This window comes from Aliivibrio friggae (assembly GCF_057368515.1).
This window is the reverse complement of record NZ_CM170649.1, coordinates 955,038-974,590: the sequence shown is the minus strand read 5'-3', so window position 1 is coordinate 974,590 and position 19,553 is coordinate 955,038. Positions and strand designations below refer to the sequence as shown.

Annotated in this window: 17 protein-coding genes and 1 tRNA gene; 5 read left to right on the top strand and 13 right to left on the bottom strand. The window is 39.0% G+C overall.

The genetic code is table 11. The annotated features are described in order from the left end of the window. Nucleotides 1-18 precede the first annotated feature (18 nt). From AC2INI_RS17815 to AC2INI_RS17800, 4 genes are all read left to right on the top strand, one after another. Entirely contained in the window at nt 19-1,488 is a 1,470-nt protein-coding gene (locus tag AC2INI_RS17815) for an IS1 family transposase (RefSeq protein WP_122032742.1), read from the top strand. A gap of 8 nt (nt 1,489-1,496) precedes the next feature. Continuing rightward, nucleotides 1,497-2,474, top strand: a complete 978-nt coding sequence (locus AC2INI_RS17810) for a sugar-binding transcriptional regulator (RefSeq protein WP_486305891.1) — start codon at nt 1,497-1,499, stop codon at nt 2,472-2,474. A gap of 116 nt (nt 2,475-2,590) precedes the next feature. Next, on the top strand, nt 2,591-4,063 hold the full coding sequence (locus AC2INI_RS17805) for an ATP-dependent transcriptional regulator (RefSeq protein WP_486305890.1): 1,473 nt from the start codon (nt 2,591-2,593) through the stop codon (nt 4,061-4,063). After that, a complete protein-coding gene (locus AC2INI_RS17800) occupies nt 4,063-5,646 on the top strand; it encodes a diguanylate cyclase (protein WP_122032739.1) in 1,584 nt (527 codons plus the stop codon). Before AC2INI_RS17805 ends, AC2INI_RS17800 begins: the two co-directional genes overlap by 1 nt. A gap of 114 nt (nt 5,647-5,760) precedes the next feature. Here the strand turns inward: AC2INI_RS17800 and AC2INI_RS17795 are convergent. From AC2INI_RS17795 to AC2INI_RS17765, 7 genes are all read right to left on the bottom strand, one after another. Then, nucleotides 5,761-5,835 (bottom strand) — tRNA-Gly (locus AC2INI_RS17795). A gap of 247 nt (nt 5,836-6,082) precedes the next feature. Then, nucleotides 6,083-7,615 (bottom strand): Na+/H+ antiporter NhaC family protein, encoded by a 1,533-nt coding sequence (locus AC2INI_RS17790; RefSeq protein ID WP_486305889.1) that lies wholly within the window; start codon nt 7,613-7,615, stop codon nt 6,083-6,085. Nucleotides 7,616-7,815: 200 nt separating this feature from the next. Beyond that, nucleotides 7,816-8,793, bottom strand: a complete 978-nt coding sequence (locus tag AC2INI_RS17785) for a Gfo/Idh/MocA family protein (RefSeq protein ID WP_486305888.1) — start codon at nt 8,791-8,793, stop codon at nt 7,816-7,818. 52 nt (nt 8,794-8,845) lie between these two features. Continuing rightward, complete coding sequence (locus tag AC2INI_RS17780; protein WP_486305887.1) at nt 8,846-9,190, bottom strand: HopJ type III effector protein; 345 nt, start codon at nt 9,188-9,190, stop codon at nt 8,846-8,848. 89 nt (nt 9,191-9,279) lie between these two features. Then, complete coding sequence (locus AC2INI_RS17775) at nt 9,280-9,558, bottom strand: GNAT family N-acetyltransferase (RefSeq protein WP_486305886.1); 279 nt, start codon at nt 9,556-9,558, stop codon at nt 9,280-9,282. A 60-nt stretch (nt 9,559-9,618) separates the two neighbouring features. After that, nucleotides 9,619-10,797, bottom strand: coding sequence for an MFS transporter (locus tag AC2INI_RS17770; RefSeq protein ID WP_486305885.1), 1,179 nt, complete (start codon nt 10,795-10,797; stop codon nt 9,619-9,621). 106 nt (nt 10,798-10,903) lie between these two features. Further along, entirely contained in the window at nt 10,904-11,785 is an 882-nt protein-coding gene (locus AC2INI_RS17765) for a LysR family transcriptional regulator (protein ID WP_486305884.1), read from the bottom strand. Nucleotides 11,786-11,929: 144 nt separating this feature from the next. Between AC2INI_RS17765 and AC2INI_RS17760 the strand changes: the two genes are divergently transcribed. Beyond that, nucleotides 11,930-13,561, top strand: coding sequence for a glycoside hydrolase family 13 protein (locus tag AC2INI_RS17760; protein ID WP_486305883.1), 1,632 nt, complete (start codon nt 11,930-11,932; stop codon nt 13,559-13,561). A gap of 112 nt (nt 13,562-13,673) precedes the next feature. Here AC2INI_RS17760 and AC2INI_RS17755 read toward each other — a convergent pair whose 3' ends face one another. From AC2INI_RS17755 to AC2INI_RS17730, 6 genes are read right to left on the bottom strand one after another with little or no spacing between them, the layout of a single operon-like run. Then, nucleotides 13,674-14,477: a LytR/AlgR family response regulator transcription factor gene (locus AC2INI_RS17755; RefSeq protein ID WP_486305882.1), complete on the bottom strand. Its 804-nt coding sequence runs from the start codon at nt 14,475-14,477 to the stop codon at nt 13,674-13,676. Beyond that, nucleotides 14,474-15,535 (bottom strand): sensor histidine kinase, encoded by a 1,062-nt coding sequence (locus AC2INI_RS17750; RefSeq protein ID WP_486305881.1) that lies wholly within the window; start codon nt 15,533-15,535, stop codon nt 14,474-14,476. The genes AC2INI_RS17755 and AC2INI_RS17750 overlap by 4 nt, the downstream gene beginning before the upstream one ends. Next, nucleotides 15,535-16,791: a hypothetical protein gene (locus tag AC2INI_RS17745; protein ID WP_486305880.1), complete on the bottom strand. Its 1,257-nt coding sequence runs from the start codon at nt 16,789-16,791 to the stop codon at nt 15,535-15,537. Before AC2INI_RS17745 ends, AC2INI_RS17750 begins: the two co-directional genes overlap by 1 nt. 2 nt (nt 16,792-16,793) lie before the next feature. Then, on the bottom strand, nt 16,794-17,576 hold the full coding sequence (locus AC2INI_RS17740) for an outer membrane lipoprotein-sorting protein (protein ID WP_486306463.1): 783 nt from the start codon (nt 17,574-17,576) through the stop codon (nt 16,794-16,796). A 31-nt stretch (nt 17,577-17,607) separates the two neighbouring features. After that, complete coding sequence (locus AC2INI_RS17735) at nt 17,608-18,876, bottom strand: ABC transporter permease (RefSeq protein ID WP_486305879.1); 1,269 nt, start codon at nt 18,874-18,876, stop codon at nt 17,608-17,610. After that, entirely contained in the window at nt 18,864-19,547 is a 684-nt protein-coding gene (locus tag AC2INI_RS17730; protein ID WP_486305878.1) for an ABC transporter ATP-binding protein, read from the bottom strand. The genes AC2INI_RS17735 and AC2INI_RS17730 overlap by 13 nt, the downstream gene beginning before the upstream one ends. Between the last annotated feature and the right edge of the window lie 6 nt (nt 19,548-19,553).

Below are 19,553 nucleotides of genomic sequence, written 5' to 3'. Positions count from 1 at the left end.
ATCTATAAGGGGCGTCTAGTGCCGACCGAAAAACTGCCGTTGGCTGCTAAAGGGTTACAACTCAATTTTTGTAAAACATTGGCGTGTGACAATTTTGGTGATAGCGATGAACAACATTATTTAGTTCAACGCACTAACCCTAAGCGACCAGCATTAGTTTGCAGGAAATGTGGTGCTTTTCCTCCCTTAATCAATAACAATGAAGTATTGAATGAACTTGCTCGTCAAGACTCTGTTCAATCTCACTCATTGCCCTCTTGTAATAATTCAGATTGTGACCATTTTGGTCTTGATGTTTTAACACATCGAGAGCTTTATCATGCCTTTGGTTACAGTGGTGATCGTCAACGCTATCGCTGTAAATCATGCGCGTCTACGTTTGTAGATAAGTGGTCTGGTGAGAATCAAAAAAGTCTAATCCAACAAAAGATTTTAGGTTTTTTATTTACTGGTTATTCAGTACGTGAAATTTGCCGTCGTTTACATATAAATCCTAAAACCTTTTACGATCATATCAATCAGATTGCCAATCGCTGCCGTCGTCATATGTCCTTATTTGACACTCGATTACAACACGATAGAACTGAGATCCAGCTGGCTTCAAATGCGACACCTTTACAACCATTAAGTAATAATGGCGTATTTTGGTACACCACTGCAGAAATGAATTCAGGTTACGTAATAGCGCAACACATCAATTATTCAGAATCTCATAAGCCTGGAACTCAGCTTGATCATGACCCTTTTCATGATGATGCTCAATTTTTACCGACTGCTTTTATTGGGGAAGCTAACTCTCAAAGCGCAGTAACCGAACAATCAATTTTTAAGCGTGTTGATGCTAAGTATCAAGAGATCTTAGCTAGAGCAAACGTGGAAGATCCATTAGGTAATTACGTCTCATTAAATTATCCATCAAAAGGGGCATTAATTAGACCACCCTATACTTCTTATGCTCATTTTTTAGAAATTCAACGAGCTTTCTCACACTGTGAATCCATTGAACTGTATATGCCTCAAGAGCCAATGCTGCGTTCGGCTGCAATGTCGGTATTTTTAAATCGCATTAAAGAAAACAGTATTGATCTCTTATATGTCACTCAGGACTCTGCTTTTCCTCTTGAGCAAAGTGGTGAAAAAATTGATATACACCTTGTTGGTTGGTGGCGTGACCGTTGGGCTTTTACAGAACTAAATGGCCTACATAAAGGCATTTGCCATCTTAACGGTGCTGAAAACAATGAAGTCTATTGGTTAAAACGTGCTTCAGCAACAAAGGCTAAAGAGTATCAAGAGCGTTTTTATACCCAATTCACTAGCTTAGTGAATGAACCAAGACGAAAACTACGCCCAGCAAGTTTACTTCCACTACTCGATATTTTCAGAGCGTGGCATAATCTCTGTCATCAAGATAAACTTGGCTCTACGCCAGCACAAAAGCTTGGATTGATTTCTAAACCAATCACTCTTGCCGAATTATTAAGTTAGGAAACGATATGCCTCCATTGCTTTCTCAAGATCAAACTGAAAACACAGATATTCTTACTGAAATTTCTATTCTTTATTATCAAGAAGGAGCGACTCAGGAAGAGATATCGAAAAAATTTGGTTTATCTCGCGCCAAAGTAGGTCGTATGCTTAGAAAAGCACGCGAAGAAGGCATTGTTGAGATTACCGTTAAGTTTCACCCTGTTTACAGTGCTCAGCTTGAACAAAAATTAGTTGAAAAGTTTAATTTGAAACGCGCACTTATTTCATTAGATCAGCCAAATACTGACGAACAACGTAAACAAGTTGCCGCTCTCGTAAGTTCATATTTAAACAATAACTTACAAGAAGATATGGCAGTCGCTGTAGGCCAAGGCCAAAATGTGGCAGCCGTTGCTGATCACGCGGGTATTGTATCTCACCGTAATGCGCGTTTTGTCTCTGCTATTGGGGGCACGCATCGTAGTGGTGATATTATTAATGCCGATCACATTTGCCGTCGCTTAGCCAAAAAATACGGTGGCAGTAGTGAAACTCTGTATGCGCCCGCTTACGTAAATGACCTAAGCTTACGCTCTGCTTTTATGGAACACACTACGATTAAAGAGACATTAAATCAAGCACGTAAAGCCGAATTTGCTTTAGTGGGTATTGGTGATATGGACGAGAACAGCCATATGGTTAAACTAGGCTTCTTTACTCCAAAAGAATTTGTTGAAGCACGCCTTAATGATGGCATTGTCGGTGATATTGGCGGTTTTGATTTCTTTAAGTTAGATGGCTCAAACGCGGATACTTTAATGCGCGGCCGAGTGATTGGACTTGAAATGGAAGATCTTCGCCAAATCTCAAATGTTATTGCTATGGCGAGTGAAAGTCGCAAAGCATTGTCAATTATGGGAGCACTGAGAACCGGCGTTATTGATGTTCTTGCAACCAGTGTGAGTTGTGCAATGGCCTTATTGAATCTCGCTGAAAATGAATAATTAACCCCTTCTTTTACTTTTCGTTCCTTCCTTTTAACTCAGTCGCATATCTGATAAAAAGTTCGTGACATCAATACATTAGCGATATTATATTGATGTCAACTAGGAAGGACGCAGTGAAACAATCCCAAAATAACATCATATCTAGTCTCAATGCACTAGACTTAATTGTCGAAGAAGATGCAGAGAAAGCCAAACTAGGCGCAGAACAACAATTATTACTCTCAGAAGCACTACACTTTAAATATGGTATAACATACTCAAAATTAATTATTTCAACGTCTCTTTGGCATTTACTTAAGTATCAAGCAGGCTTTGCTATTGCAAAAGATTTATTAACACTTCACCAAGAGCTAGATAACGATGATTTGTTACCGAGTATTCTACATAATCTCGCTCTTCACTCTTGGGGGCAAGCTAAGCTTTATTCTGCACAGCAATATTGGATACAAGCTCTAGAGCAAGCCTCATTACTTGGTAATAATAAAGTTGAGGTTGAGTCATTAATTGGGCTTGGCAACATTTGGCGGATGACCAATAGTTTAGAAAACGCAAAATCAGCTCACAATATCGCCGCTCAACGAGCCAATTATTATCGAATTCCCCACCTAGAAGCAAAAGCATTTATTCTCTATGCGTGGGACTGTTATTTACTGCAAGATTATCAGGCTATGTTGCCGGTCTTATTTAAAGCTGAACAGCTGCTAAGTAACAGTAATAATCTCACATGGAAATCTGAAGTCTACGATTTTAGGGGATTGGCATTTTTAGGCTTAAATGATTTAAATTCAGCACACCAATGTTGCAGCTACGCACATCAAACAGCTCAACAGCATAACTTAGTCTGGATGAAGGCTCACTCTGCTATTAGCTTAGCACGAATTGCCTCAGCCCAATCTCATTATGCTCATGCTTACGATCTACTGACTCAAGCTGAAGTGATTGCACATCAATTTGATAAAGGAGAGTTACGATCTCAAATCTGTCTTGAGCAATCTCGTATCGCTGAGTTAACGCAAGATTATGAGCATGCCCTTTATTCTTATAAACGTTATCGTCAGTATGAAGTTTCACTCATTCAAGAGCAAACAAACAGTTTAGGCAGAGATAAAACTCGCTCATCTAAAGAACAACTTGAAAGACGTGCTAAAAAATTAATCCAACGTATTGAGATTCAGTTGGAATTTAATTCCATATCATCACTCACCTATTTGTTGCCTCTTGATAAATGGCAACAACATGTTAAATCATTGCTTTCTCATTCTACTAATATGGATTATCACTTGATCACGATAACGGATCCGTCTGAAGATAAAATTAATAATCTCATATTATTAGGTCATCATTACTGCAAGCATGGTGACAGCATGACTCGTATTAGTAAGACTGAGGTTTCACTATTAATTAATGAAAATGAGCAAAGAACACAAGAAATAGTGCATTCGTTATCGTCGCTGTTTTCAAGCTACCCTTGGCATCGTTATTCTTTAAACTCTTCGATCCCTTCTGTGAATTACTTTAATTTACATCAGTGGGGATCTCAGCCTGACTTCTCACCCAGTCATCTTGACTCTCAAGTGGTGTTTTAATGGATACTCTTTTAGTTCGAATTGCCGATCAGGGCATTGACCTCATGAAGCTCAACTCTCAACAATCGTTAGAGCTTTGGGAACTTATTGTTGAAAAATTTACTGAGTCTGATACTGAAAAAGCCTACGCATTATTAATGTGCTCTGAATTGGAGGTTGAGTTTAATCTCACCACGCAGAGTATTTTGCATTTGCAACGGGCTCTCTTGCTTTTGTCGCTGCCACAAGACAATAAATTGATGTTGCAGATCTATTCTGCTCTTATTTATCGATACACTGATATTGGTGAATATCAAAAAGCGTTAGATCATTTATCATCACTGTCTAATCTAGCAGTGAAGTTTGGCGACCATGAATATTATATCCAATCGATTTTAGGGATTGGAAATTTATGTTCTATTTATGGTGATCACCTTAAAGCATTACGCTACTACCAAAAACTAGAATCATTAAGTTCAACAATAAAAAGTAATAATCTCTCACTACGCTATCGTTTATATACTATTGCTTGTTTGCTTGACCTTAATCGTTTGTCAAAAGCAAAAATCGTCTTAGATGAGTGTAAAGTCATTCAATATGTTTCAGATGATTTGTCACTTACCGCACAAGTAAAACTGTATACCGCAAAACTATTAAGGTTACAGAACGAATCAAAAGCAGCCCTTGATACGTTAGTTTCTTTTCGTAAAGAATATAACAATCTTCATTCATCCCCATGGTTAAGTAAACTTTTCTCCATTGAGGCAGCCTACTGCCTTATTCAACTTAAAAGAGGCGATCTCGCTGATGTCCTTATATCTCAGCAATTAAAACGTACCAGAAAGTACTCACAAGGGTATTATATACGCCAATTACTGGATATTAAGAGCGATGCATTAGCAAGCTGTATGTGCTTTTCTGAAGCGCTAAAGTGCGAAAAAGAATCGCATAAACTAACAACTGAAATCATCGATAATTTTCCAATTAACCAACTTGGTGAGCACTCTTTACGACGACTAAGCCGCTTAGAACTACAACTTCGGTTAAATATATCGGAAACTGAAAACATCCAACTAAAAAAAGCGTCTGTTCAACAAAAAGATACCGTAGCAAAGCTTCAACAAGACGTCTTTCATGACAGTTTAACCAAGCTCTATAATCGCCGTTGGTTTGAAACTACCTTTATAAAGGAAGTAAAATCAACCATGGCTAAGTATCAGCTTCTAATTATCGATATTGATAATTTTAAATCAATCAATGATGAATACTCTCACCTAACGGGTGATGTGATCTTAAAAGTTGTAGGAAAAATATTACAGAACACAATTGGGCCAGATAATTATGCAATTCGATATGGTGGCGAAGAGTTTATCATTGTTGTCATGTCAAATGATCGACAATATGGGCATGAGGTAGCAGAAAATTGCCGCCTAGCTATCGCCTATAACGATTGGAAAGAAACCCTTAATGATCGCTTACTCACGGTCAGTATTGGTGTGACGAACCATATTCAAGATGAAGATTATAAGGCGACTTTATTACGAGCTGATAAAGCACTTTACCAAGCCAAACGGTCTGGAAAAAATAGAGTGTGTGTCCATTAGATCTAATTTGCCCCTCAAACGCCAGATACGGCAAAGCACGCTATTAAGCGCTTAATTTTCAATAAGTTGGAATTTTAAAACAGATACAATCTCTTGAGGAGGATAAAAAGAGATTGGAGCGTACAGCGGGAATCGAACCCGCATCATCAGCTTGGAAGGCTGAGGTAATAGCCATTATACGATGTACGCACATCGTTGAACGAGATAGATAATGCCACACTGAGCGCTAAGGTAAAGCCCTTTTTTACTGTTAACTAATTGATTGCAGGTTATTTAAACAATTTGTAGCAAAACACAGCATTCTATCTTTTTCTTTAATAACACTTAGCGATAAAACAAAGAGCCACCCTATTGGTCGCTCTTTGCTTTCTAATCATGATGCATATTTGTCATACCCATTCCGGTAATTATCTAATCATTATTCCTGGTTAAATCACTAGAATGCTTCACTTTCTTTGCCAGTGTATTTATTTTTCTCTGTTGTTATTTTTGCTAATGTAAACACAAGAGCAACTTGAACACACAAGGCAAAAACAAAGATCAGGGCATTCTCAACAAAACCTGCAATAACAAAGCTGATTAGTGCAATCCCACCGTTCAATAATGCGTATGGCAACTGAGTCTTGAAGTGTTCAAACTGATCACAACCTGCCCCTGTCGAAGACAAAATAGTTGTTTCCGAAATAGGAGAGCAATGGTCACCAAACAAGCCGCCAGATAAAACCGCACCGATACTCGCATATAAAGGCGCATCAATAGCAATGGCTGTTGGAATAACCAAAGGCATCATTATAGCGAACGTTCCCCATGATGATCCGGTTGCAAACGAAATAATCGCCGCTAACAAGAACGCTACTGCAGGGACTAACCAATGAGGAAAACCACTTTGCGCTTGCTCTGCAATATAAGCTGCCGCACCTAATTCTTTGCCTACAGAGCTTAATGACCACGCTAGGATTAAAATGATAGCCACTTGCATCATGTTACCCATGCCCTTCATATAAACTGAAATACCTTCAGACCAACCTCTAACTTTATAAAGTGCCATTAACCCAATTAATGTCGCCGCTGCAAAGAAGTACGCCGTCGATAGAGCAGAACGGAAAACTGAGCCAGATACCTTTTCAAATGGGAACCCTAACGGAACTAGCATTGAGCAGAGTACAATCCCCATAACAAGTAATGGTCCCCATACAAACGATGCCTTTGCATTTTTATGCGTAAATATTTCTTTCGATACATCAGATGATACGTGAGCATTACCTTGCTCTGCCGCTTGTTCAGCTCTAGCCATAGGACCAAAATCTAATTTTTTAAACGCCACAAGTGGAACAATACCAATAGCTAATATTGCATAGAATTGAAATGGGATCGCACCAATAAAAGCATCCCAATCACTAATGTCTGTCACGCTTAGAGCCATAAATTCTTTTTGAATTAACCCCATGATATACACGCCCCAACCAATAAATGGGATCAAAATAGCTACAGGAGATGAGGTTGAATCAATAATGAAAGCCAGTTTTTGACGAGAGATTTTTAGTTTATCGAAAAGAGGACGAAAAACGGGACCTACAATTAAAGGTGTGCCTAAATCAGAAAAGAAAATCACAATACCACCTAGCCATGCTGAGGTTTGTGCTTGAAATTTACTTCTCACCCAAGTGGTCACTTTATCAGCAAAGGCATAGCCTCCACCAGATTTCTCCATTAAAGCAACAAAACCACCGATGAAGACAAGTAATACAATGACACCCGCATTATAACTGTCTGTTAATTGCGGTGATATATAGCTTTTAACCATCACACCAAAAGTTTCGAGTGGATCAAGGTGCGTAAATAAGCCATTTAGCATAGCAACGCCACTAAGTACGCCAGCAAATAAACCAACCACCACATTTCGAGTAGTCAATGAGATTAAGAGCGTAATTACGATGGGGATAAGGGAGGTAATGTCTGTCTGTTCCATAACGATATTCCTTTTGCTACTGCATAAAACAAATTAAATATAAATTCACTATTTATGACTGTATATTTAAAAAGTAGTTGTGTAAACACTAAAAATACCATCTTTATAATTGACTCTTTTCTTATTAAGATTCCGACATAAAAAAAGCCGAATGATTTCATCTCATTCGGCTTCTCCATTTACGGTAATTATTTAAAAAGCTAGCTATCTGCAGGGAAAACAACGCCTGTCTGCTTACGGATCTCTGTCGTTACTTTCGAGATCAACAATGAACGCTCAACCGCATGATCATCCATTTTATTTGATTCTACTTGCTCGGCAAATTTAAGTGCTTCATAGAACATTGGATTGGCATTCTGTTCAAGTGTTAGATCTTCTTTTTCAGCACCACGAGGTATCTTTGTTACCTTCTCACCAATCGAAATCATTTCAGCAAGGATAGCGCCATTTTCACCTTGGATCTCACTTGGTACATAAGAATCACTGGTTTTAGAGTGCATGACAACGACATCAAAGCCATCGTAACCACAAATGATACTGCCATTACCATCAACACCTGAATCCAATACATGCGCTTGTGCTTGAATCGATTTAGGTTCACCAAATAACTCAATCATAGAGCCGACACAGTAAAAACCAATATCCATAATAGAGCCGTTAGAGAACTCAGGGTTAAAAGTATTTGGGTTTTCACCATTGAGGTATTTAGGGTAACGCGAAGAATACTGACAATAGGTAATGTGGGCCTTTCGAATTGCCCCTAAACTTGGTAAATGCGATTTAATCTGTTGAAAATTCGGTAGATATGGCGACATAAATGCTTCAAACAACACCACATTATTTTCTTGTGCCGTTTGATACGCTAATTGCGCTTGGGTGTGATTTGATGCCATTGGCTTTTCACAAATAACATGTTTTCCCTGCTTCATCATTTGAATCGATTGAGGCGCATGAAAAGAGTTTGGGCTGGCAATATACACCGCGTCCACTTCTTTGCATTGTGCTAATTGATCCAAACAATCAAACGTTAACTCTGCTTTAAACTTTTCAGCAAACACTTTTGCTTGTTCTAATGAGCGAGAATATACCGCAGTAACTTCATACTTCCCCGACTCTATTGCCCCCGCTAAGAATCGTTCAGTTATCCAGTTGGTTCCAATAACAGCAAGTTTGATCATAATGGTCTCTTTATTGGTTTTGTTTTTCTAATATTTATTATCGTTTAACGTCTTATTTTAATTGTAATGCCACAGAGCTAAATTGAATACCAGACCAGCCTGTCACTATGAAATTTCGAATGTTTTGGTGGTCATCATTGGTTGGGTTTTGTAATACATCTTCACGGTAATATTGACCAAAACACGCTAAGGTTTGTTCAACACTCAATTTATTTAGCTCAGCAAACGCAAAAATCTTACATGACCCATTATTCTGATCCGCTTGATTAACTACCTTTCCATTTGAAAACTCTGTTGGCGTAAAATCATAGTTATTATCAATAGCAGCCATTGTCTCAGTAAATTCAACCAACTCAGGTTGAGTATTCAATTTTTCAATAAATGTACGTAACGCCATGAGATCTTCCTTGTTTATCTAAATTCATTCTCTTTAAGTGATATTTTTCATACAAAAAAACCTAGGTAGAATCTCCACCTAGGTCTCTTTTATTTTGCTAATAGATCTTGCCACTGCTGATTCTTATTCATGTAATGAACCACATAAGAGCAGACGGGAACAATCAATAAACCAGAGCTTTTCATCTCTGCTAAAAAGGCTTCCATCATCACTTTTCCGTAGCCTTTACCTTGCAGTTCATCCGGAATTCGTGTGCTTATCACATCAAAAATATTGCCCTTCTTTTCATAATAAACTTTTGCTACCGCATCACCTTCTAAAGCGATTAAGTAGCATTTGTTATCTGGATCATGGGTAATCGCATTCATTCTATATTCCTTTTGAATGATCGTTGGCTTATGCCATTGATTGTCGTCCCTATACTGTAATCAGTTCCACTTCAAAATGCGAGTTTCATTCCCCTCTTGCGGTGCTTCTGGAATATTTAATGACAATAAGAACGAAATAAATGCCATTGTAGCACCAACATAGAACACAGCAGCAGGCGATACCAACCATATCAAACCAAAGCTTACTGGGATAACAACTGCTGCTATATGATTAATGGTGAATGCCACACCCGCAGTTGATGCCATATCAGCAGGATCGGCAATTTTTTGGAAATAAGTTTTAATCGCTAATGCTAATGCAAAGAACAAATGATCAATAATATATAACGCTGCTGCCATTTCTGACGTCTGAACTAATGCGTAGCCAACAAACACAAAAATAAGACCGATATATTCAAACATTAGTGCCTTGCGCTCACCCACAACACCAATCCAGCGGCCAATCTTTTTAGCAAAAAGCCAATTGAATGCATAATTAGCAAGAAACAGTAGAGTGATATCAGCAGCTGAATAGCCAAATTTTTCAACCATTAAAAAGCCTGCAAACACCATAAATATCTGACGACGAGCACCACTCATAAAGGTAAGTGCGTAGTACAACCAATAGCGCTTGCGTAGAACCAATTTTTTCGTCTGTGGTGTTTCACTTTCAAAGTTCGGGAAAGACAACCACATAAAAACAGTCACCATAAGGGCAATTGTCCCTGCAATTAAATAGATCCATTTAAACTCTAATTGCACTAACTCAAGTAATACCCACAGCACACCATAAGTACATAACGATGCAAGAGCACCAATCGAGATCAGCTTACCTAACATTTCAGGAGCTTCTTCTTTAGTTAGCCACTGTAATGATAAGGATTGCTTTAAGGTCTCAAAATAGTGAAAGCCTACCGACATCAACAGCGTGGTGCATAACAGGCCATACACACTTGGGAAAAAACCAGTAATTGCTACACCAATTGCCAACATCACCAAAGCGAGGATCATGAACTTTTGCTCACGAATAAAAAGAAGGACGAAAACAGCAGTAAACGCTAGAAAACCAGGGATCTCTCGCACACTTTGCAAGAGCCCAATATCAGCCCCAGTAAACGCCGCTTTTTCAATCACGAAGTTATTAAGTAACGCATTCCATGTAGAAAAAGCAATGGGAACAACGATGGAAATTAAAATCAAAAAAGTTTTAGGATTTTTCCAATGAGCAAGGCTCGGCATGATAGTGACTCTCATTTTTATTTATATTGCGGCTACAGTAACATAACTTTTATTAATTCTAATCTACGACAGCCTTATCTTTACTTTATTTACCTATTGCTAAAAATTAGTGTTTAAATAAATCGACCAAGTATTCCATATTTTCAGACAATACTTCTGTATTAGAGTAAATCCCAACCACACCAGTTTTACATTGTTCAGTAGGTAAGGCGACAACTCCTTGCAGAGCCATTTTCGATTTTATTTTATCGGTATAAGGCATAATAGCATCGCTCATTTTAAGCATATCGATACTGGCTTTTAATGAATCTAACTCATAGATAACTTTGGCTTGTTGTGCTTTTAATGCAAAGGTCTCTGCGCCTTTATCATTGAGCACTTTTCCATCTCGACTATGGTCGGGGGTGACTTTTATTTGTGGGTAATGACTGTTATCACCCCCCTTCTTCTCATTTAATAATGGATGCCCTTCTCGCACATATAAGGCTTCGCATTCAGTAAATAGTGGAATGAAACGCACGCGGTTACGAGAATCAATATTTTCTATTTCATGACCAATAAAGAGATCAATATCACCATTAAGTAAATGACTCAGCATTGATAAGCCATTGCCAAACTCAATATAGAGTGAATTTGTTGGATGCGTCTCTATAAATTGTTTAATTACATCAGCAGCAAAACACTCCCACCACGCTTCACCAATACCAATTTTAATTTTACCTTGGCTGCGCGCTTTCATGTCCGATAGTTGATGCATCATCTGGCCATGTTTTTCATAAATATCTTGTACGTAGCGATAATATACCCAGCCGGTACTGGTTAACTCTACCCCTTTAGATTTACGATAAAACAGCACAGTACCTAACAACTCTTCAAGCTTTTTAATCGCCGTGGTTAGTGTTGGTTGGCTAATACACAATTTATCTGCCGCAGCTTTAATGCTGCCTTGGCGAGCTACCTCATAAAAGTAACGATATTGCTTTTCCATTATTGATACCCACTATTAAATTCAGCTCTACCATACTCGTGATATAAATTTTTTCTATATCAGAGTTCAAATTATCAATTATTCATACCAATTTAATTTCGCTATATTAACGTTACTTTCTTTTAGTGAATATTGGATATCAAGATGGAAAAACGTTGGTGGCATAACAGTGTGGTATATCAAATTTACCCACGTAGCTTTTGCGATTCAAATAATGATGGCATTGGTGATTTACAAGGCATTATCAGCAAACTCGATTACTTAACCACTCTTGGTATCGACGTTATTTGGCTCTCTCCTGTTTATCAATCACCAATGGATGATAACGGTTACGATATCTCTGATTACCAAGCCATTGCTGCTGAGTTTGGCAGCATGGATGATATGCGTGAACTAATGCAAAAAGCTGAACAACGTGGCATTAAAATCGTCATGGATTTAGTGGTTAACCATACTTCTGATGAACACCCTTGGTTTGTTGAAGCGAAAAATAACAAAGACAGTGAATACCGTGATTTTTATATCTGGCGTGATGCGGGTGAAAACGGAGAAGCGCCAAGTGATTTAGGCTCAATCTTCGGTGGCACTGCATGGGAGTGGGACGAGGAAAATCAGCAATACTATTTCCATTTATTTTCAAAACGTCAGCCAGATTTAAACTGGGAGAACCCTGCTGTTCATCAAAAAGTATTTGATATGATGAACTGGTGGATTGACCAAGGTATTGGTGGCTTCCGCTTAGATGTGATTGATCTCATTGGCAAAGAGATCGATAAAAAGATCACAGGAAACGGCAAGCGCCTTCACCCACTTCTTCAACAGATGAATCAAGCGACGTTTGGTAATAAAGACCTATTAACCGTGGGTGAAACCTGGGATGCCACGCCAGAAACAGCACAGCTTTATAGCAACCCCGCTCGTAATGAACTCTCTATGGTGTTTCAGTTTGAGCACATTACTCTGCTATGGGAAGACGGAGATAAATGGAAACCAAAACCGTTAGATCTTAATGCCTTTAAGCAAGTGATGATCAAATGGCAGCTTGAGCTGAGTAATAACGGCTGGAACTCTCTGTTTTGGAATAACCATGATTTACCTCGTGTTGTCTCTAAATACGGGTGTGATGGTCAATATCGTGTTGAATCAGCGAAGATGTTAGCGACAACGTTACACCTACTAAAAGGCACACCTTATATCTTCCAAGGTGAAGAGATTGGCATGACAAACGTGGCATTTAATACGTTAGAAGAGTACAAAGACATTGAAACGCTGAATTTCTACAAGGTAAAAACCGGATCAGGCGTCAGTCATGAAACTATGATGAAAGGCATTCATGCCAATAGCCGTGATAATGCACGTACTCCAATGCATTGGGATAATTCTGCGCATGCTGGTTTTACTCAAGGTACGCCTTGGATCTCATTGAACCCAAATTTCCCACAGATAAACGTGGCTGCGGCTTTAGAAGATACTGACTCAATTTTCTATCATTACCAAAAGCTGATTGCTCTGAGAAAACAAAATCCTGTGATTGTGTACGGTGATTTTATTCCACTGTTTGAAGATCATCCTGCTGTATTTGCTTATGAGCGTAAAAATGAAGATCAACATTTAGTGGCACTAAATAACTTTACTGCTGAGCCTCAGACGTTAATTTTACCTGAACATTTAATGGATAAAGAAGTCGAGTGCTTAATTGCTAATCTAGACTCTGTCACTCATTTTGGCTCACAGCTAACGCTTACACCATATCAAAGTATTGTGGCAAAACTGTAAGATCATCGAGATTATTGAACCAACCTGTAACGCCCTATTTCTTTTCTATTACTTAGATCTGCTGTTGGAATGGGGCGTTACCTCCATCAATTTAATCAATTCACTCTTTAATCTACATCCCTTTAAATAAACTTTGCGCACTGCGGCTAACAGGTAGCTTTGACTCTCCAATGTGCACATATAAATGGCCTAACAGATCCTTTTTCACTTTATCTATTTGAGCGACATTCACAATGCTTGAGCGATGAATATGCCAAAAATGATCAGGATTTATCTTCTGTTGTAATTCTTTAAGCGAACAGCGGATCAAATATTCGGTAACTTTATTGCCTGCCTGCTGTGCATAAACAGAAACGTATTTATCTTCCGCCTTAAAATAGAGGACATCAGAGACCGAAAGCAAGTGTAACTCCTCTCCCCGATACGCTTTAATCCAACTTAAATATTCTGGTTTTTGCTGTGCTGATAGCTGCTGAATTTGAGCAAACAGATCACTTAATGCCCCTTGATCTTGTTTTGAATCAGAACCTCTAGATTGCTGACCCACTCTCTGTTTTAATTTTTGACACGTTGCATCTAATCTTGCTTCAGAAATTGGTTTTAACACATAATCTATTGCATTGTTTTCAAATGCTTTAACGGCAAATTCATCATAAGCCGTAATAAAAACAACCATTGGTGCTGTTGCTGATTTTTGTAATTGTGAGGCCAGAGTCATGCCGTCTAATTCTGGCATTTTAATATCAAGAAAGGCAATATCTGGTTGGTGCTGCTCTATTGCTTCAAGCGCTTCTTTACCATTACTACACACTGCAACAATCTCTAGCTCAAGCCAAAGGTCAGACAGCATTTTTTCCAAATGGAATCGTAATAAAGGCTCATCATCGGCAATAATGGCGGTCATCAATTTACTCATGAATATTCCCTATTTAGTTGAGCCAATTTCTCCAATGGAATAGAAAGTTCAGCGTCTACGCCACCCTCTTCATTCTCTATTATCATGATAGAAGCAGTACCATCGAATAGGTTATGCAAACGCTGCTTGATGTTATTCAAACTCATTCCATTTCCTTTGGTTGATGTCATTTGTTCTAAGCCTAAACCATTATCAGAAATTGACACCTTGAATCTATTATCTTGCTGCTTAAACATGATAACAACCTTACCTCCTTTTGCTTGTGGCTCTATACCATGAGTAATCGCGTTTTCAACCAGAGGCTGAATGAGTAAAGGAGGCAGCGAAATTGTTCCACTCAGTTGGTTCTCAATCTCATACGTTAAACGCTCACCTAAACGGATCTGTTGAATTGATAAATACGCACTTAATAATTCTACTTCTTGTTCTAGCGTAATTAGAGGGTTACGATTTGTTTTTAGGGTGCCTCGAAGTAAGTCCGTTAATTTCTCCAACATCAATTTGGCTTTATCACTGTCTAATTCGATTAACGCACTAATGTTAGCTAAGGTATTGAACAAGAAATGAGGTTCTATTTGGCTTTGAAGTTGGCTTAATTGACTTAATGCTAATGCTTTTTCTTGCTCTAATTGCTTGCGCTTAGAGATCTCTAATGCTTGCTCTGCCTGCAACGTTTTCTCTGTGGCGTGAAAGTAATAAAAACAGATCCCGGTAAATATCAATCCTAATAATACGATCGGCTGTAATGCTTCTAAAGTTGCAAAATCGTCGTATTTATTTAACCACAAAGAGGCGTGAAATGTGCCTAAAGCAAGAGATAACACCATAGCAATAACGGTCGAATATGCTTTTTTAAGTGTCGGTAAAAACCACTCTAAGGCGAATGAACATAACACGGCACTGTAGCCATAACCAAAACTAATAAGAACGTGTTCATAAAAAGGAGATGGCCAAATATTACTCGTCATCATGGCGATAACAAGACAAAACACAGTCGTAATCGCTAGGCTTTTTACTAACTGAATCGCTACTTCTTTTTGCTTATTTATCACTACCATTAAAATCGTCCTTTTAGATTCAATAACAGCATATGCTTATCGGGTAAATTTGCATACGCTGAATCATCCGAACCTGTTAAAAAACGTGCGGCAAGTTCCATTTCAATACTGGAATCACCCGAGTCATGCAGCAAATAATTTAACCACTGCGTTGCTATCACGCCATTATCTTCTGGTGAGTAAAGCACATCAAATGTTGGGGTAAATTGACTTAACCATGAGGTATCTCGGCTCCATTCCCATGTTGACCATGCGTTAGGATCTAAGCTCCAATGAAACATCATGTTATGTTGAACCATATTCGCCTGATTAAAGCCTTGTTGATACGACGGTGTTGCCACAGTAAGTGCATTTTTCCAATCACTTTTACCCCACGCTCGGCTGTCATACCAGTATTCTAAAACGATACTATTTCCCACATCATTTGCCCACGTAAACCCGACTAAGGCTTGATATGCATTTTCTTCTTTTTCTAAAGTGACAGGGTAAAGTGTGATATTTGGCTGCTGATAAGAAAGATACTTTGATTGATATACCGCTGAGCCATGAAACTCCCACGCGGCATCAAGCACAGTAACAACACTCGCACCCAATAGCCCCTGTCGAACATCGTCATAATAAGCAACCCATTGGTATTCGGTATCTCCCACTAACGCATAACGTCTTATTCCTATCCCTTGTTGTTCGCTTTGCTCTTCTAACTCACTCCCTTCTTGCTGAGTCCATGACGAATCGGTATAAATTAATGACCACTCGCCTTGATTATCAAAATAGGATACCGAAGCTACGCCTACTCCTTCTTCTACTTGAATTCCGACTGGGTTACGACGATATGGCGTGAATATATCAAGAGGGCGATAACCATAACCAACACCCCAATCGACTCTAACTTTACCTAGTTGTAAATCTAATGATGTATTGGAAATATCAACACTACTTTGCCAAAATAGTTCACTGACAATTAGCTCAGCTTCTGCGCTTTTATCTTGAGACTCAAGATTTGAATGGTAATAGAGATCATTACCTTTCAGTGCCACCACCACATTCCAATCTTGATAGCCAATCTGAACATCTAATAAACCATTGAATGACTCTTGATGCTCGTTATCTGTCATCGAAGAGAAAACCGTTTCTCTCTGTTGAACCGTTTCAGCACTAAGCATCCAATCCCATTCGAAAGTCATCTCTGAAGATTGAGAGCAAAAAGAAGCCAGCCAAGTACCGCACAATAATATCCATTTCACCCGAGGTTTCATGATCACAAATCCAACTGCTTGGTACGTGACAGATAAGCAGGGTTGTAATATTTATCCGCAACCTCTGTTGGCACTATTTCTTTGTATTCAATGACGGTTTTTTGATTGGTTTGGATTTGATCGTTTAATACCATTGAGATAACTTTGGTTTCACCTTCTCTAAGCCCTTTAATAAACCACGCTTCTTTCGCCATTTTTCCTGAACGTAGATAGAGATCGGCTTTAATTGGAAAATGAGTCCCCTGCTCTAGCCATAAATCAATGGTGAAATAACTCGCGCCTTTAGTAATAGCATTCAGTTTAAGTTTTTCAGCTTGTACCTGCTTCCCATTCTCTAATTTTAGTTCCTCACTTGCTTGCCATTGCCCTTGATAATCTTCGCTCCAAGTGAGGGTTGAAATGTCACCTACCGATGCTTCTCCCAATAATTTTTGCATTGGTGTAATACGGATTGGTCGGCGGCTTTTAGGCATTAATAACCAATAATTATCGCCTAACATCAGCATCTTTTGCCCAGCTTCGACTTGAGAATTAAATAGCACTAATGATTCTCTATTTTCTCGCATATATACCGTGTATTGACGTTTTTTATCTAGCTCATCATTTTTATATAGCAATACTTCTGATACGACTTTTGCAGCTGCGTTATCTAGTCGATAATCATCAGCAGCCTTAATCATTTGTTCCACTTGGTTATGATTAATCCCGATTTCTTGCTGATTCTTTTGTTGAGTAAGCTCTGATTGAGATAACTCTGTCGCGGCCACTGAAAAATGAAGCCCCATAAATAAGCAGAACGTAGATAATAATTTTAATTTAGACATAGATAAGCGCCTCCGTAATGGGTTTTTTAACGCCCTTGCGAGCGGATAAATACGCTGCAAGTAAGCAAATACACATCACACCAATGCCTGCATAAACAACCAGCTCAAATGAGAAGTAAATATTAAGTGGGTAACCATCGGTTCTTCCTGGTGGTGGTGGCATTTGAACATCAACAATCATTAACAATATCGTGGTAATTGCCGTCGTGATTGCACCAAATAGCACTCCAATGATGGCAAGTAAGCCCGCTTCTCGTAAGAATGAATTGATAATTTCATTTGGGTAACTTCCCAGTGCGGATAAGGTACCAATTTCACGAGTTCGCTCAGTCACGGACATTGTCATGGTATTAAACAGGGCCACAAAGACCACTAATCCCATCACAAAACCCATCACACCGAAGATAAGATCGTAAAGATCTTTCACTTTATTGTAGAAAAACGCTCTCTCTTGCCATGGTGTGATCTCAATATCTTGCTCTAGTGACATCGATTTTAGTTCATCATCCAATCGTTGATGTATCAGAGCTGTTTTCTCTGTATCAAATAGAAACACCGACAATGTGCTCACTTTCTCTGAAATCAATAGCTCTTGAGCTGAGTCAATGTGAATATACAGTTGACGTTTATCTAATTCTGGAACCCCTGTTGAATAAGTTCCATGTACTTTAAAATCAAACGCATTCAATGCCCCCTCACTGGTCGTTGCCAGTAAAGTTACCCAATCACCGATACCCACGTTTAGGTTTTTGGCGAGATCCACTCCAAGCATGATCTCAGGCTCCATCACGTCATATCGACTCGATGTAATATCCGTTAAGGTTTTTCCTGATCTCATATCTAGAAATGGACCTTTCATGTCAAACTCACGATCGTTGACACCGGTTCCCATGAATATAGTCGATTTGCTCCCGTTAGAGATTAACCCTGTGAAATCGATCCTTGGTTGAACTCCACGAACCTCATCGTGCTTCATTAGATCACGAGTTAATTGCGAAATATCAGAAAGACCATTACTAAGGGGCATCTCTTCATCACTTTCAAAGTAACCCGGCTGACTTAGGGTAAGGTGGCCTGTGTCTCTTGCCGTTGATTCTTTGAGTGAGTCATAAGTATACAATCCAAAACCACCCGCACTGGTTAATGCAAACACCGCAATGGTAATGATTAAAATCGAAAGTGCGCTACGGCGGCCATTTCGTAATAAATTAAGCCACGCGAGACGCAATGAATAAGGAAATAATGAGATTAACTTGCCCATGAAACTGCCTCCTTATTTATGGTGCCATCAAGTAAATTAATGCAGGCATCACAATGCTGTGCCATGCGATAATCATGCGTCGCAATAATAAAGGTGGTTCCCATTTCTTTGCCTAACGCTTTCATAATATCAATCACTTTTTCTGCGGTATGGCTATCTAAACTGGCCGTTGGTTCATCGGCAATGACTAAACTTGGCTTATGAACCAACGCACGAGCAATGGCGACGCGCTGTTGCTGCCCGCCAGAAAGGTTATCTGGACGGTGGTGAATAAAATCGCCAAGACCTACTTTTTCTAACATTTCAGTGGCTAAGCGTTTTTGATCTTCTCGACTGTAGCCATTTAAATGCAGCGGATAGGCAACATTCTCTAAAGCGGTCATCACTGGCACTAGATTAAAGCGTTGAAATACAAAACCTAACTTGTGACGACGTAACGTGGCCGCTTTAATGGGATCTTTAGGATACGCTTTTCCATCCATTCTGATCTTGCCTTTATAATCCATATCTAACAAACCAAGTATATTGAGTAGAGTACTTTTTCCGGAGCCTGATGGGCCACACAGAGCCACCATGCTGCCTTTAATAATAAAGCCCTCTACCTTTTTCAACGCAGCAACGTCTTGAGAGCCCAATTGATATGTTTTTTCTATGCCACTAAAACTAATCATTGTCCT